We start from the raw sequence: 14,742 nt of genomic DNA, 5'->3' as shown, positions 1-14,742 counted from the left end.
ACGGTCAATGTGGGAGCTGGCAAGCCAGCTCCCACATTTTAATTCGGTTTTTCAGTGATTGTGCCGTGTCCAGACGCAGAAACCCCGGCACAAGGCCGGGGCTTCTTTGCATCCTTACAACCTTACACCAGCGCAGCAATCGCCGCGTTGAAGGTGTTGCTTGGGCGCATGGTCTTGCTGATCAGGTCGGTATTGGCGTGGTAGTAACCGCCGATGTCCACCGGCTTGCCCTGTACGGCGTTGAGCTCGGCAACAATAGTTGCCTCGTTCGCGGCCAGGGTCTTGGCCAGTTCTCCGAACTGCGCTTGCAGTGCGCTGTCTTCGGTCTGGGCAGCCAGGGCCTGAGCCCAGTACAGCGCCAGGTAGAAGTGGCTGCCGCGGTTGTCGATGTTGCCGACTTTGCGCGATGGCGACTTGTTGTTGTCGAGGAACTGGCCGGTGGCCTGGTCCAGGGTCTTGGCCAGTACCAGGGCTTTCGGGTTGTTGTAGTTCACACCCAAATGCTCAAGGGAGGCTGCCAGGGCCAGGAACTCGCCCAGGGAATCCCAGCGCAGGAAGTTTTCTTCCAGCAGCTGCTGCACGTGTTTCGGTGCCGAACCGCCAGCGCCGGTTTCGAACAGGCCGCCACCGTTCATCAACGGCACGATCGACAGCATCTTGGCGCTGGTGCCCAGTTCCATGATCGGGAACAGGTCAGTCAGGTAGTCGCGCAGTACGTTGCCGGTCACCGAGATGGTGTCTTTGCCTTCGCGGGTGCGGTCCAGGGTGAACTTCATCGCGTCAACAGGCGCCATGATGCGGATGTCCAGGCCGCTGGTGTCGTGATCCTTCAGGTATGCCTGAACTTTCTCGACCACTACACCGTCGTGGGCGCGCAGTGGGTCCAGCCAGAAGATCGCCGGGGTGTTGCTGGCGCGGGCACGGTTGACGGCCAGCTTGACCCAATCCTGGATTGGCGCGTCCTTGGTTTGGCACATGCGGAAGATATCGCCGGCTTCGACGGTCTGTTCCATCAGCAGGTTGCCCTTGCTGTCGGTGACGCGAACTACGCCGTCAGCCTTGATCTGGAAGGTCTTGTCGTGGGAGCCGTACTCTTCGGCTTTTTTCGCCATCAGGCCAACGTTTGGCACGCTGCCCATGGTGGTTGGGTCGAAGGCGCCGTGTTGCTTGCAGTCTTCGATCACCGCCTGGTAGATGGTGGCGTAGCAGCGATCCGGGATCACGGCCTTGGTGTCGTGCAGTTGACCGTCAGTGCCCCACATCTTGCCGGAGTCACGGATCATCGCAGGCATCGAGGCGTCGACGATAACGTCGCTCGGTACGTGCAGGTTGGTAATGCCTTTGTCCGAGTTGACCATGGCCAGGGACGGACGAGCGGCGTACACCGCCTGGATGTCGGCTTCGATCTGCGCTTGCTGATCGGCCGGCAGGGCCTTGATGCGAGCGTACAGGTCAGCGATGCCGTTATTCAGATTGAAGCCGATCTGCGCGAGCACATCAGCGTGCTTGGTCAGGGCGTCTTTATAGAACTCGGCAACGATCTGGCCGAACATGACAGGGTCGGAAACCTTCATCATGGTGGCTTTCAGGTGAATCGACAGCAGCACGCCTTGTTTCTTGGCGTCTTCGATTTCAGCGGCGATGAAGCTACGCAGGGCGTTTTTGCTCAGTACGCCGCAATCGAGGATCTCACCCGCCAGGGCGGTGGTTTTTTCTTTCAGGACGGTGGTGGTGCCGTCTTTGGCGATCAACTCGATTTTGACAGCGTCAGCAGCTTCGATCTGTACGGCTTTTTCGCTGCCGTAGAAGTCGCCGGTGCTCATGTGGGCAACGTGGGACTTGGAGTCCGCAGCCCAGGCGCCCATTTTGTGCGGGTGCTTGCGTGCATAGTTCTTGACCGACAGCGGTGCGCGGCGGTCCGAGTTACCTTCGCGCAGTACCGGGTTCACGGCGCTGCCTTTGATCTTGTCGTAACGTGCACGGGTTTCTTTTTCCGCGTCGGTGGTTACGGTTTCCGGGTAGTCCGGCAGGTCGAAGCCCTGGGCTTGCAGTTCCTTGATCGCGGCCTGCAACTGAGGCGTCGAGGCGCTGATGTTTGGCAGCTTGATGATGTTGGCTTCAGGGGTGACGGCCAGGGCGCCCAGTTCGGCGAGGTGGTCCGGTACGGCCTTGGCGCCCAGTTGCTCGGGGAAGCTTGCGAGGATGCGCCCTGCGAGGGAGATGTCGCGGGTTTCCACAGCAATATCAGCGGAAGCGGTGAAGGCCTCTACGATAGGCAGCAGTGAATAGGTGGCGAGGGCTGGGGCTTCGTCGGTGAAGGTATAGATGATCTTCGAGCGGGTGGGCATATTCGGATTAACTCTCTTCTTTACTGAAAGCGTGCGCGGAAACTCGAGATGCGCCGGGTAAAGCGCGTTCGTTCAAAGTCATCCATGAGCCGAATGTCGATGTTTCTTCGCGATGATGTTGGGTTGCATCAGTCGAGCGTCAGGCGGGTGGACTGCTGTGGCAGCCCGGCTTTTTGGGCGGAAAGTCTCGTAATAGAGAGGCCAGCCGTCGTGACTCTGTGGTCAGCGGCGGCATTATACATAGGTCGCTATGCTTACGCCGAGCCTTCATACAAAAGGTGTCTCGTCCATTGGTCTAAAGGTCGCAGGTGCCGGGCTACGCCTAAAGTCGCACGATGTGCTCAAGTTTGGCGTTTTTCCCTTTTATTTCAAGCTTGTAGGCAGCTAAATGTGCTGTTTTCGCAGCGAATGGGCGGGGGCTGAGGTTCCCGTTGCCAGGCAACTGGAGTACGCTCGAGCGCAGCCAGATGTTCAATCCACAAACGGAGTTCAGCATGGGATACAAGAAGATTCAGGTTCCGGCAGTCGGCGACAAAATCACCGTCAATGCAGACCATTCTCTCAATGTTCCTAACAACCCGATCATTCCCTTCATTGAAGGTGACGGTATTGGCGTCGACATCAGCCCGGTGATGATCAAGGTTGTCGATGCAGCTGTTAACAAGGCCTACGGCGGCAAGCGCAAGATTTCCTGGATGGAGGTTTATGCCGGCGAGAAGGCGACTCAAGTTTACGACCAGGATACCTGGTTGCCCCAGGAAACCCTGGACGCGGTCAAGGATTACGTGGTTTCCATCAAGGGCCCGCTGACCACTCCGGTCGGTGGCGGCATCCGTTCGTTGAACGTGGCCATGCGTCAACAGCTCGATTTGTATGTGTGCCTGCGCCCGGTGCGCTGGTTCGAAGGTGTGCCAAGCCCGGTCAAGAAACCTGGCGATGTCGACATGACCATCTTCCGTGAAAACTCCGAGGACATTTACGCGGGTATCGAGTGGAAAGCCGGTTCCCCGGAAGCGATCAAGGTCATCAAGTTTCTGAAAGAGGAAATGGGTGTTACCAAGATCCGCTTCGACCAAAACTGCGGCATTGGCATTAAGCCGGTATCTCTGGAAGGCACCAAGCGCCTGGCGCGCAAGGCCCTGCAGTATGTGGTCGACAATGACCGCGACTCGCTGACCATCGTGCATAAAGGCAACATCATGAAGTTCACCGAAGGTGCCTTCAAGGAATGGGCCTACGAAGTGGCCGCCGAAGAGTTCGGCGCGACCCTGCTTGACGGTGGTCCGTGGATGCAATTCAAGAACCCGCGCACCGGCAAGAACGTCGTGGTCAAGGACGCCATTGCCGACGCCATGCTTCAGCAGATTCTGCTGCGCCCAGCCGAATACGATGTGATCGCTACCCTGAACCTCAATGGTGACTACCTTTCTGATGCCCTGGCGGCAGAAGTGGGCGGTATCGGCATTGCACCGGGCGCCAACCTGTCCGACACCATAGCGATGTTCGAAGCCACCCACGGTACCGCGCCGAAATACGCCGGCAAGGATCAGGTCAACCCGGGTTCGCTGATCCTTTCGGCAGAAATGATGCTGCGTCACATGGGCTGGACCGAAGCGGCTGACTTGATCATCAAGGGCACCAACGGCGCAATCTCGGCCAAGACTGTGACCTATGACTTCCATCGCTTGATGGAGGGTGCCAAGTTGCTGTCTTCGTCGGCGTTTGGTGATGCATTGATTTCTCATATGTAAGTCGACAACCCGAAAAGAAAAAACCGACCCGGCCAAGTCATTGGGGGGTCGGTTTTTTATCGTGGGGCGTTTACTCGGCGGCGAATCAAGCCGTTTGTTTTTTTGATTTTTGAGTCATGGGTCTTTCGCAGGCGGTTGCGCTCAGATCGGGGGTTTCAGTCTGTGTGCTGGTACTCTCCGTGACATGCGCACGAATTTCCACCGCGTGAAGCCCCTTTGGCCCTTGAATGATTTCAAAGGTTACAGGTTGTCCGGCCTTGAGCGTTTTATAGCCATCCATGCTGATGGCCGAAAAGTGCGCAAAAAGGTCTTCATCCTTGCCGTCTTCATTAATGAAGCCGTACCCCTTGGCATTGTTGAACCACTTGACCTTACCGCTAGCCATGCCCATATCCCTCTGCACCAGACTCCATCACTGGAGTATCATCCAGTTTATCCGTCCTAACCCGAACAAATAAGGTTGACTGCGCGGACCTTTTTTACCCACTGTGGGTTCTATTGGTTGTAACACCGATTTGCCGATAGTCAAGGCGACCAGTCGGCCAGAGTTGAAAATCTGACAGGCCGCCCCCACCACTGTATTTGCACAACTGACGAACCTTTCTTTCCATGCATGCAATCAGCCAGATTCGACTAACATTCAATCAGGACCGCCCGACTCTCCATAAGGATCATCCGGATGGTCACGAGGGCGACGACGGTTCTGCAGGTATTGCTGTCCAGGAGGCTAAGCCTGCTTTACAGGCACCGCCGATGTACAAGGTGGTTTTGTTTAATGATGACTACACGCCGATGGATTTCGTCGTCGAAGTACTCGAGGTGTTTTTTAGCCTGAACCGCGAGTTGGCGACCAAGGTAATGCTGGCCGTTCACACAGAAGGACGGGCAGTATGTGGAGTGTTTACCCGCGACATCGCCGAGACGAAGGCCATGCAGGTCAACCAGTACGCCAGGGAAAGCCAGCATCCGCTACTCTGTGAAATCGAGAAGGACGGTTAACTCCGACCACTTGGGTATGAGGTGAAGCTATGTTAAACCGCGAGCTCGAAGTCACCCTCAATCTTGCCTTCAAGGAGGCCCGTTCGAAGCGTCATGAATTCATGACCGTCGAACACCTGCTGCTGGCACTTTTGGATAACGAAGCTGCCGCCACCGTTTTGCGTGCGTGCGGCTCCAACCTCGACAAGCTCAAGCATGATCTACAAGAGTTTATCGACTCCACCACGCCACTGATCCCCGTTCACGACGAGGACCGCGAAACCCAGCCAACCCTGGGCTTCCAGCGGGTGCTTCAGCGTGCCGTCTTCCACGTACAGAGCTCCGGGAAGCGCGAAGTCACTGGCGCCAACGTGCTGGTCGCCATCTTCAGCGAACAGGAAAGCCAGGCGGTGTTTCTGCTCAAGCAGCAGAGCGTTGCCCGGATCGATGTCGTCAACTACATCGCCCACGGCATCTCGAAAGTGCCTGGGCATGGCGATCACTCCGAGGGTGAGCAGGATATGCAGGACGACGAGGGCGGTGAGTCTTCTTCTTCAAGCAACCCACTGGATGCCTATGCCAGTAACCTCAACGAGCTGGCGCGCCAAGGGCGGATCGATCCGCTGGTGGGGCGTGAGCTGGAAGTCGAGCGCGTCGCGCAGATCCTGGCTCGTCGTCGCAAGAACAATCCGCTGTTGGTAGGCGAGGCGGGCGTGGGTAAAACCGCGATTGCCGAAGGCCTGGCCAAGCGTATCGTTGATAATCAGGTTCCCGATCTGCTGGCCAACAGCGTCGTCTACTCCCTTGATCTGGGCGCGTTGCTCGCCGGGACCAAGTACCGTGGCGATTTCGAGAAGCGCTTCAAGGCGTTGCTCGGCGAGCTGAAAAAACGCCCGCAGGCGATCCTGTTTATCGATGAAATTCACACCATCATCGGTGCCGGTGCAGCCTCCGGCGGCGTGATGGATGCCGCGAACCTGCTCAAGCCGCTGCTGTCATCGGGTGATATCCGTTGCATAGGTTCGACCACGTTCCAGGAGTTTCGCGGGATCTTCGAAAAAGACCGTGCCCTTGCACGTCGCTTCCAGAAGGTCGACGTGTCCGAGCCTTCGGTCGAAGACACCATCGGCATTCTGCGCGGTCTCAGGGGGCGTTTCGAAGCGCACCATGGCATCGAATACAGCGATGAAGCCCTGCGTGCTGCTGCTGAGCTCGCGTCGCGCTATATCAATGATCGGCATATGCCGGACAAGGCCATCGACGTCATCGACGAAGCAGGGGCCTATCAGCGCCTGCAACCGGTCGAGAAGCGTGTGAAGCGCATTGAAGTGCCTCAGGTCGAGGATATCGTGGCGAAAATCGCACGAATTCCGCCAAAGCACGTCACCAGTTCCGATAAGGAGCTGCTGCGTAACCTGGAGCGCGACCTCAAGCTGACGGTGTTTGGTCAGGATGCGGCGATTGATTCGCTGTCGACTGCGATCAAACTGTCCCGGGCTGGCCTCAAGTCACCGGACAAGCCAGTCGGCTCGTTCCTGTTCGCAGGGCCTACCGGTGTCGGCAAGACCGAGGCGGCACGCCAGTTGGCCAAGGCCATGGGTATCGAACTGGTGCGTTTCGACATGTCCGAGTACATGGAGCGGCACACTGTGTCGCGCCTGATCGGTGCGCCTCCGGGCTATGTCGGGTTCGACCAGGGCGGTCTGTTGACCGAGGCGATCACCAAGCAGCCGCATTGCGTGTTACTGCTCGATGAAATCGAGAAGGCCCACCCGGAAGTCTTCAACCTGCTGCTGCAGGTCATGGACCATGGGACCCTGACCGACAACAACGGGCGCAAGGCAGACTTCCGTAACGTGATCGTGATCATGACCACCAACGCCGGTGCCGAAACGGCCGCGCGGGCTTCCATTGGCTTTACTCATCAGGATCACTCTTCCGATGCGATGGAAGTGGTCAAGAAGAGCTTTACGCCAGAGTTTCGCAACCGTCTGGACACCATTATCCAGTTTGGTCGCCTCAGTCATGAGGTCATCAAGAACGTGGTGGACAAGTTCCTTACCGAGCTTCAGGCGCAGTTGGAAGACAAGCGCGTGCAGCTGGAAGTGACGGACGCGGCACGCAGCTGGCTGGCAGCGGGTGGCTACGACGCGGCAATGGGTGCGCGGCCGATGGCGCGGTTGATCCAGGACAAGATCAAGCGTCCACTGGCCGAAGAGATCCTGTTTGGCGAGCTGGCTGACCATGGTGGCGTGGTGCACATCGATCTGAAGGATGATGAACTGACCTTCGAGTTCGAAACCACGGCTGAAATGGCCTGATAGCTGACTGCAATAAAGCAAAAGGCGCCGAGAGGCGCCTTTTTGCTGTGTGTAGGAATGAGCTTGCTCGCGAAAAACGAAAGGGCGCCCTTAGTTGCCAGGTGCCCTGCGTTATGGTTAACCACCTTCGCGAGCAAGCTCGCTCCACAATGGCTCAAGGGTGCTGCTAAATACTGCGCGCACAAAAACGCCCGGCATAACCGGGCGTTTTGTATTGACTTGATTAACGAGCGCGGTAAGTGATGCGCCCTTTGCTCAAGTCATAGGGCGTCAGCTCGACGCGCACTTTGTCGCCGGTAAGAATACGAATGTAGTTCTTGCGCATCTTGCCGGAAATATGCGCGGTTACGACGTGCCCATTTTCCAACTCCACACGAAACATGGTGTTGGGCAGGGTGTCGACGACAGTGCCTTCCATTTCGAAGCTGTCTTCTTTCGACATGCAGTAAAGCCCTCGGTATCCAATGAATGGCCCGGTGCAACTGCTCCAGGCAAAAGCGGCGTGCATTGTGCCCGAAAAATGGGGTTTAAGCCAAGGGGTTCTAGTTCAGAGTGACCCATCTTTGATTAATTAGCAGCTCAATGGGCCGATATTGGGTCTTGTAGTTCATTTTTTTGCAGTTCTTGATCCAGTATCCGAGGTATACCGCTTCCAATTCCAGCCTCAACGCTTCGCCGATTTGCCAGAGGATTGCAAAGCGTCCCAGGCTGCGGCGTTCTTCGGTAGGTTCGTAAAAGGTGTAGACCGCAGACAGGCCGTTGGGCAGCAGGTCCGTGACGGCAACGGCCACCAGCCGTCCCTCAAGGCGAAACTCGTAGAAGCGTGAGAACGGCAGCTCGCGCACCAGAAACGTGGAGAACTGGTCGCGGCTGGGCGGGAACATGTCGCCATCGGCGTGGCGTTGTTCGATGTAGCGCTGGTAGAGATCAAAATATTCTTCGCTGAAGCCCGGTTTGGCCGGTGTCACCGTCAGGTCGGCATTGCGCTTGAGAATGCGTTTCTGATTACGATCTGGCAAAAATTGCGCCACGGGAATGCGTGCCGGCACACAAGCATTGCAGTTCTGGCAGTGGGGCCGGTACAGGTGGTCGCCGCTGCGCCGAAAGCCCATCTCCGACAGATCGGCATAGACGTGCACGTCCATTGGCTGGCTGGGGTCGAGGAACAGCGTGGTGGCCTGCTCATCGGGCAGATAGCTGCAAGAGTGGGGTTGAGTGGCATAAAACTTCAAGCGCGCCAACTCGGTCATGATCAACCCTCGGATAAGCTTTGAAATAAGTGTAAGCCAGGTGCGACGAAGTCGCCTAGGAAACCCACGGTGCGGCGCTGGGTTGGTCCAGATGGTCGCGCAGATAACCGGCAAAGTCGCTGCGGGGTATGGCGCGGGCGCCGAGGCTGTGCAGGTGGTCGGTGGGCATCTGGCAGTCAATCAGCACAAACCCCCAGGCCTGCAATTGCTTGACCAGGGTAGCAAAGCCGAATTTCGAGGCGTTGTCGGCGCGGCTGAACATCGACTCACCGAAAAATAACTGGCCCATCGCCAGGCCGTAGAGGCCGCCGACCAGTTCGCCCTGGTCCCAGACTTCCACTGAGTGGGCATAACCGCGTTGATGCAGTTGCAGGTAGGCGCTCTGCATGGCGTCGGTGATCCAGGTGCCGTCGGCGTAGCTTCGGGGGGCGGCGCAGGCCTGGATGACTGCGGCGAAGTCCTTGTCGAAGGTAACCTCATAGCGTTGCTGACGCAGTAATTTACCCAGGCTGCGGGATACGTGCAGTTCGGCGGGAAATAGCACGGTGCGTGGGTCGGGCGACCACCAGAGAATCGGCTGGCCTTCCGAAAACCAGGGAAAGCAGCCGTGGCGATAGGCCTTGATCAGGCGGTCGGCAGACAGGTCGCCACCGGCCGCAAGCAGACCATTGGGTTCGCGCATGGCTTTTGCCAGCGGCGGAAAAGTCAGGGTGTTGCGTTGCAGCCAGGTCAGCATGGTATTCAGACTTAGGGAAGGGGAGGGCGGTGACAGGTCTAGGCCCGCCGCATCAGGCAGTGATTATTGTCGACGGGACGCAGCTCGGCTACCCCGAACGCGTAATCAGTGCCCGGATGCATAAGCGAGTGTTTCTGCAACTCTAAGACAGAGGTGTGGTCGTAATCGGGTTCAGTGATGATCCGCTGGGCGGATGGCGCAGGATGATCGCTTTCGATGCTTGTCCAGTCTGATAACAACAGCTCATAAGCCTTTGTCAGCAAAGACAATGCATGCTCAAATTGAATTGCATGAAAATTGCCATTGGCTAGGCTGTATTGGTGAGCCAACTGCGTGGCAACGGGCACACAAACCCGTACAATGCGGCGCTATATCCTTGTGTTCAGGCGTTATCGCCGTTTCATGATCCCGGCACAGAGTGTTAAAAGAAGTATCAACGACGCGGGTTCACTTTTTACCTGTCCGGATTGGGCAGTGTTTTTGTAGTCATTCAACAGTTGGACGCGCTACAGGCGCAGGAAAAGACCAGTTTTGAAGAAATCCACCGTAACACCTAAAACAGCAGTAGTTCCGGCCTGGCGCCAGCATCTGCACTACCGGCTCAAGGAAGGTGCGCTGATTGCCATCGGCGCTTTATGCCTGTTCCTGATGATGGCCTTGTTGACCTATGGCAAGGATGATCCGGGCTGGAGCCATAACAGCAAGATCGACGATGTGCAGAACTTCGGTGGTCCTGCCGGCTCCTACAGCGCCGATATCCTGTTCATGATCCTGGGATATTTCGCTTATATCTTCCCGTTGTTGCTGGCAATCAAGACCTGGCAGATTTTCCGGCAGCGTCATGAACCCTGGCAGTGGAGCGGCTGGCTGTTTTCCTGGCGCTTGATCGGCCTGGTGTTCCTGGTGTTGTCGGGCGCGGCCTTGGCGCATATCCATTTTCACGCACCTACCGGCTTGCCGGCTGGAGCGGGCGGCGCCTTGGGCGAAAGCCTAGGTGACCTGGCCCGCAAGAGCCTGAACATCCAGGGCAGCACCCTGATGTTCATCGCCTTGTTCCTGTTCGGCTTGACGGTATTTACCGACCTGTCCTGGTTCAAGGTCATGGACGTGACCGGCAAGATCACCCTGGACCTGCTCGAACTGTTCCAGAGCGCCGCCAACCGCTGGTGGTCAGCTCGCGTGGATCGCAAGCGCATGGTCGCGCAGCTGCGTGAGGTCGACACCCGCGTCAGCGAAGTGGTTGCCCCCAGCACGCCGGACCGGCGTGAACAGGCCAAGGTCAAGGAGCGGCTGATCGAGCGCGAGCAGGCGCTGACCAAGCACATGTCTGACCGCGAGAAGCAAGTACCGCCGGTGATTGCCCCCGCGCCGACCATGGCTGCGGAGCAGAGCAAGCGCGTGCAGAAAGAGAAACAGGCTCCATTGTTTGTCGACAGCGCCGTGGAAGGGACCTTGCCGCCGATCTCGATTCTTGATCCAGCCGAGAAGAAAAAACTCAACTATTCCCCTGAGTCCCTGGCGGCCGTTGGCCATTTGCTGGAAATTAAACTCAAGGAGTTCGGCGTCGAAGTCTCGGTGGACTCGATTCACCCAGGCCCCGTGATCACTCGTTACGAAATCCAGCCGGCCGCCGGTGTGAAGGTCAGCCGCATTTCCAACCTCGCTAAAGACTTGGCGCGTTCCCTGGCCGTGACCAGTGTGCGGGTGGTGGAAGTGATTCCGGGCAAGACTACCGTCGGTATCGAGATTCCCAACGAAGACCGGCAGATCGTGCGCTTCTCCGAAGTGCTGTCGACACCGGAGTACGACAACTTCAAGTCGCCGGTCACCTTGGCCCTGGGCCATGACATCGGTGGTAGGCCGGTCATCACTGACCTGGCGAAAATGCCTCACCTGCTGGTAGCCGGTACCACCGGTTCAGGTAAGTCGGTGGGTGTGAACGCGATGATCCTGTCGATCCTGTTCAAGTCTGGCCCGGAAGACGCCAAACTGATCATGATCGACCCGAAAATGCTTGAACTGTCGATCTACGAAGGCATTCCGCACCTGTTGTGCCCGGTGGTAACCGACATGAAGGACGCCGCCAACGCCCTGCGCTGGAGCGTCGCCGAGATGGAGCGGCGCTACAAGTTGATGGCGAAGATGGGCGTGCGTAACCTCTCTGGCTTCAACGCCAAGGTCAAGGAAGCCCAGGACGCCGGCACGCCGCTGACCGATCCGCTGTACAAGCGCGAAAGTATTCACGACGAAGCACCATTGCTGATCAAGCTGCCGACCATCGTGGTGGTGGTCGACGAATTTGCCGACATGATGATGATCGTTGGCAAGAAGGTCGAAGAGCTGATCGCTCGTATTGCCCAGAAGGCTCGTGCTGCCGGTATTCACTTGATTCTGGCGACCCAGCGGCCGTCGGTGGATGTGATCACCGGACTGATCAAGGCCAACATCCCAACCCGCATGGCGTTCCAGGTGTCGAGCAAGATCGACTCACGGACCATCATCGACCAGGGTGGCGCTGAACAGTTGCTGGGCCACGGTGACATGCTCTACATGCCGCCAGGCACGAGCCTGCCGATCCGGGTCCACGGTGCGTTCGTCTCCGATGATGAAGTACACCGCGTGGTGGAAGCCTGGAAACTGCGCGGCGCCCCGGAATACAACGACGATATCCTCGCAGGCGTCGAAGAGGCCGGCAGCGGCTTCGACGGCGGCAGTGGTGGCGATGATGATGCCGAAACCGATGCGCTCTATGACGAAGCCGTACAGTTCGTCCTGGAAAGTCGTCGTGCCTCGATCTCTGCTGTTCAGCGCAAACTGAAGATCGGCTATAACCGCGCCGCCCGCATGATCGAATCCATGGAAATGGCTGGTGTGGTGACGTCCATGAACACCAACGGTTCCCGCGAAGTTCTTGCGCCGGGGCCGGTGCGCGACTGATATGTGCCGCGTGACCACGCGCGGCTCGCCTTTCAACCGAAATCTATGAGGACTCCCATGCGTCTTATCCGCATGCTGTTGCTGCCAGCGCTGGCTTTGACCGCTCTTTCTGCTCACGCTGATCCGGCCTCCGTTGCGAGCCTGACCAACTTGCTGGAAAAATCCAAGACACTGACCGCACGCTTTTCCCAGTTGACCCTGGATGGTGGTGGTACCCAGCTGCAGGAAACCGCTGGCGAAATGGCAGTGCAGCGTCCAGGGCTTTTCTACTGGCATACCGACGCACCCGCCGAGCAAACCATTGTCTCTGATGGCAAGAAGGTGACGCTGTGGGATCCGGATCTGGAGCAGGCGACCATCAAGACACTTGATCCGCGCCTGAGCCAGACCCCGGCCTTGCTGCTGTCTGGCAATGTGTCGCAAATCAGTGAGAGCTTTGATATTACGTCCAAGCAGGCCAGCGGCGTGATCGACTTCACCCTCAAGCCGAAATCCAAGGACACGCTGTTTGACAGCCTGCGCCTGTCGTTTCGAAATGGCATGATTAACGACATGCAGTTGATCGACAGTGTCGGCCAGCGCACCAATATCCTGTTCACCGGGGTCAAGGCCAATGAGCCTGTCGCCGCTTCCAAGTTCAAGTTCGACATCCCCAAGGGTGCCGATGTGATCCAGGAATAAACTGCCTAGAGGTTATAAACGCTGCCCATGGACCTGTTTCGAAGTGACCCGATTGCTCAACCTTTGGCGGCGCGCCTGCGCTCGACCAACCTGGACGAGTACGTCGGGCAGGAACACCTGCTCGCTCGCGGCAAACCCTTGCGCGAAGCCCTGGAGCAGGGTGCCCTGCACTCGATGATTTTCTGGGGGCCGCCGGGCGTGGGTAAAACCACTCTGGCGCGGCTGCTGGCAAAGGTCTCGGACGCACACTTCGAAACGGTCTCGGCGGTACTGGCCGGGGTCAAGGAAATCCGCCAGGCTGTGGAAATCGCCAAGCAGCAGGCCGGTCAATACGGCAAGCGCACCATCTTGTTCGTCGACGAAGTGCACCGCTTCAACAAGTCGCAACAGGATGCGTTCCTGCCCTATGTCGAAGACGGCACGCTGATCTTTATTGGTGCCACCACCGAAAACCCCTCCTTTGAGCTGAACAACGCGCTGTTGTCTCGGGCGCGGGTCTATGTGCTCAAAAGCCTCGACGAAGCAGCCATGAAAAAGCTGCTGCAGAGAGCGTTGAGTGAAGACAAGGGCCTGGGTAAGCGCCAGCTGACTCTCAGTGAAGAAGGTTTCAAGATTCTGCTAAGCGCCGCTGACGGAGACGGGCGACGTTTTCTCAACTTGTTGGAGAACGCTTCCGACCTGGCTGAAGATGCTAGTGAAATCGGTGTCGACCTGCTGCAAAGCCTTTTGGGCGATACCCGCCGCCGTTTCGACAAGGGCGGCGAAGCGTTTTACGACCAGATATCGGCGCTGCACAAGTCGGTACGAGGCTCCAACCCCGACGGCGCGCTGTACTGGTTCGCCCGCATGATCGACGGTGGTTGCGACCCGCTGTATCTGGCTCGGCGTGTGGTGCGCATGGCCAGCGAAGACATTGGCAACGCCGACCCGCGCGCCCTGAGCCTGTGCCTCGCCGCCTGGGAAGTGCAAGAGCGCCTCGGCAGCCCGGAAGGCGAGTTGGCGGTGGCCCAGGCCATTACCTACCTGGCCTGTGCGCCGAAAAGCAACGCGGTTTATATGGGGTTCAAGTCCGCGTTGCGCGCTGCCGCCGAGCACGGTTCGCTGGAGGTGCCGCTGCACCTGCGCAATGCGCCGACCAAACTGATGAAACAGCTGGGTTATGGCGACGAATACCGTTACGCCCATGATGAGCCGGATGCCTATGCGGCCGGTGAAGACTATTTTCCCGATGAGCTTGAGCCTCAGCCGTTCTACCAACCAGTGCCTCGTGGCCTGGAGCTGAAGATCGGTGAGAAACTCAATCACCTCGCCCAACTCGACCGACTTAGCCCGAAACAGCGGAGAAAGTAGTGTTTAGAATGATTCTTGCCGTGTCCGTGGCCGGCATCGCTGGTACATTATTGCGTTTCGCCGCAAGCAACTGGGTGAGTGCCAACTGGCCGCGACATTTTTATGCGGCGACCCTGGCGGTCAACTTGGTGGGGTGTTTGATCATTGGCGTGTTGTACGGGCTGTTTTTGTTGCGCCCGGAAGTGCCAATTGAAATTCGCGCCGGTTTGATTGTCGGCTTTGTAGGCGGTCTGACGACCTTTTCATCCTTTTCACTGGATACGTTACGCCTGCTGGAAAGCGGGCAGGCACCGGTCGCCTTCGGGTACCTGGCCATCAGCGTGTTCGGCGGGCTGCTCGCCACCTGGGCTGGCCTGTCCTTGACCAAACTTTGATAAACGAGAGACCGAC

At 57.9% G+C, this 14,742-nt stretch carries 13 protein-coding genes; 7 read left to right on the top strand and 6 right to left on the bottom strand.

The features are described from left to right. Positions 1-122 precede the first annotated feature (122 nt). Complete coding sequence (locus ACZRJ6_RS16640) at positions 123-2,348, bottom strand: NADP-dependent isocitrate dehydrogenase (RefSeq protein WP_463969467.1); 2,226 nt, start codon at positions 2,346-2,348, stop codon at positions 123-125. 494 nt (positions 2,349-2,842) lie between these two features. Between ACZRJ6_RS16640 and icd the strand changes: the two genes are divergently transcribed. Next, positions 2,843-4,099, top strand: a complete 1,257-nt coding sequence (gene icd / locus ACZRJ6_RS16635; RefSeq protein WP_133100233.1) for an NADP-dependent isocitrate dehydrogenase — start codon at positions 2,843-2,845, stop codon at positions 4,097-4,099. Positions 4,100-4,184: 85 nt separating this feature from the next. On the opposite strand, the gene cspD is transcribed toward icd, so the two are convergent. Beyond that, positions 4,185-4,490 carry a cold shock domain-containing protein CspD gene (gene cspD / locus ACZRJ6_RS16630; RefSeq protein WP_463969468.1) on the bottom strand — a complete coding sequence of 102 codons (306 nt, stop codon included), beginning with the start codon at positions 4,488-4,490 and terminating at the stop codon, positions 4,185-4,187. A gap of 218 nt (positions 4,491-4,708) precedes the next feature. On the opposite strand from cspD, the gene clpS reads away from it, so the two are divergent. Together clpS and clpA are read left to right on the top strand one after the other, a co-directional pair. Then, entirely contained in the window at positions 4,709-5,098 is a 390-nt protein-coding gene (clpS, locus tag ACZRJ6_RS16625) for an ATP-dependent Clp protease adapter ClpS (RefSeq protein WP_463969469.1), read from the top strand. A gap of 29 nt (positions 5,099-5,127) precedes the next feature. Beyond that, positions 5,128-7,398, top strand: coding sequence for an ATP-dependent Clp protease ATP-binding subunit ClpA (gene clpA / locus ACZRJ6_RS16620; protein ID WP_463969470.1), 2,271 nt, complete (start codon positions 5,128-5,130; stop codon positions 7,396-7,398). A gap of 223 nt (positions 7,399-7,621) precedes the next feature. Here clpA and infA read toward each other — a convergent pair whose 3' ends face one another. From infA to ACZRJ6_RS16600, 4 genes are all read right to left on the bottom strand, one after another. Next, a complete protein-coding gene (infA, locus tag ACZRJ6_RS16615) occupies positions 7,622-7,840 on the bottom strand; it encodes a translation initiation factor IF-1 (RefSeq protein ID WP_002553999.1) in 219 nt (72 codons plus the stop codon). Positions 7,841-7,940: 100 nt separating this feature from the next. Next, positions 7,941-8,648 (bottom strand): arginyltransferase, encoded by a 708-nt coding sequence (locus ACZRJ6_RS16610; protein ID WP_149414855.1) that lies wholly within the window; start codon positions 8,646-8,648, stop codon positions 7,941-7,943. A 55-nt stretch (positions 8,649-8,703) separates the two neighbouring features. Continuing rightward, the gene (gene aat / locus ACZRJ6_RS16605; protein WP_463969471.1) at positions 8,704-9,384 is read right to left on the bottom strand and encodes a leucyl/phenylalanyl-tRNA--protein transferase; all 681 of its coding nucleotides are present in this window, start codon (positions 9,382-9,384) and stop codon (positions 8,704-8,706) included. A gap of 38 nt (positions 9,385-9,422) precedes the next feature. Beyond that, the gene (locus ACZRJ6_RS16600; protein WP_463969472.1) at positions 9,423-9,731 is read right to left on the bottom strand and encodes a hypothetical protein; all 309 of its coding nucleotides are present in this window, start codon (positions 9,729-9,731) and stop codon (positions 9,423-9,425) included. 184 nt (positions 9,732-9,915) lie between these two features. Here ACZRJ6_RS16600 and ACZRJ6_RS16595 point away from each other — a divergent pair, with 184 nt between their 5' ends. The 4 genes from ACZRJ6_RS16595 to crcB are packed head-to-tail and all read left to right on the top strand — an operon-like array spanning position 9,916 to position 14,726. Beyond that, on the top strand, positions 9,916-12,321 hold the full coding sequence (locus ACZRJ6_RS16595) for a DNA translocase FtsK (protein WP_149414852.1): 2,406 nt from the start codon (positions 9,916-9,918) through the stop codon (positions 12,319-12,321). A gap of 57 nt (positions 12,322-12,378) precedes the next feature. Then, complete coding sequence (gene lolA, locus ACZRJ6_RS16590; protein ID WP_133100226.1) at positions 12,379-13,002, top strand: outer membrane lipoprotein periplasmic chaperone LolA; 624 nt, start codon at positions 12,379-12,381, stop codon at positions 13,000-13,002. Positions 13,003-13,029: 27 nt separating this feature from the next. Continuing rightward, complete coding sequence (locus ACZRJ6_RS16585; protein ID WP_463969473.1) at positions 13,030-14,352, top strand: replication-associated recombination protein A; 1,323 nt, start codon at positions 13,030-13,032, stop codon at positions 14,350-14,352. After that, complete coding sequence (gene crcB, locus ACZRJ6_RS16580) at positions 14,352-14,726, top strand: fluoride efflux transporter CrcB (protein ID WP_463969474.1); 375 nt, start codon at positions 14,352-14,354, stop codon at positions 14,724-14,726. The genes ACZRJ6_RS16585 and crcB overlap by 1 nt, the downstream gene beginning before the upstream one ends. The last annotated feature ends 16 nt before the right edge of the window (positions 14,727-14,742 follow it).

The sequence above is a fragment of the Pseudomonas sp. C321 genome (genome assembly GCF_055407105.1).
This window is presented reverse-complemented; position numbering and strand designations above follow the sequence as displayed.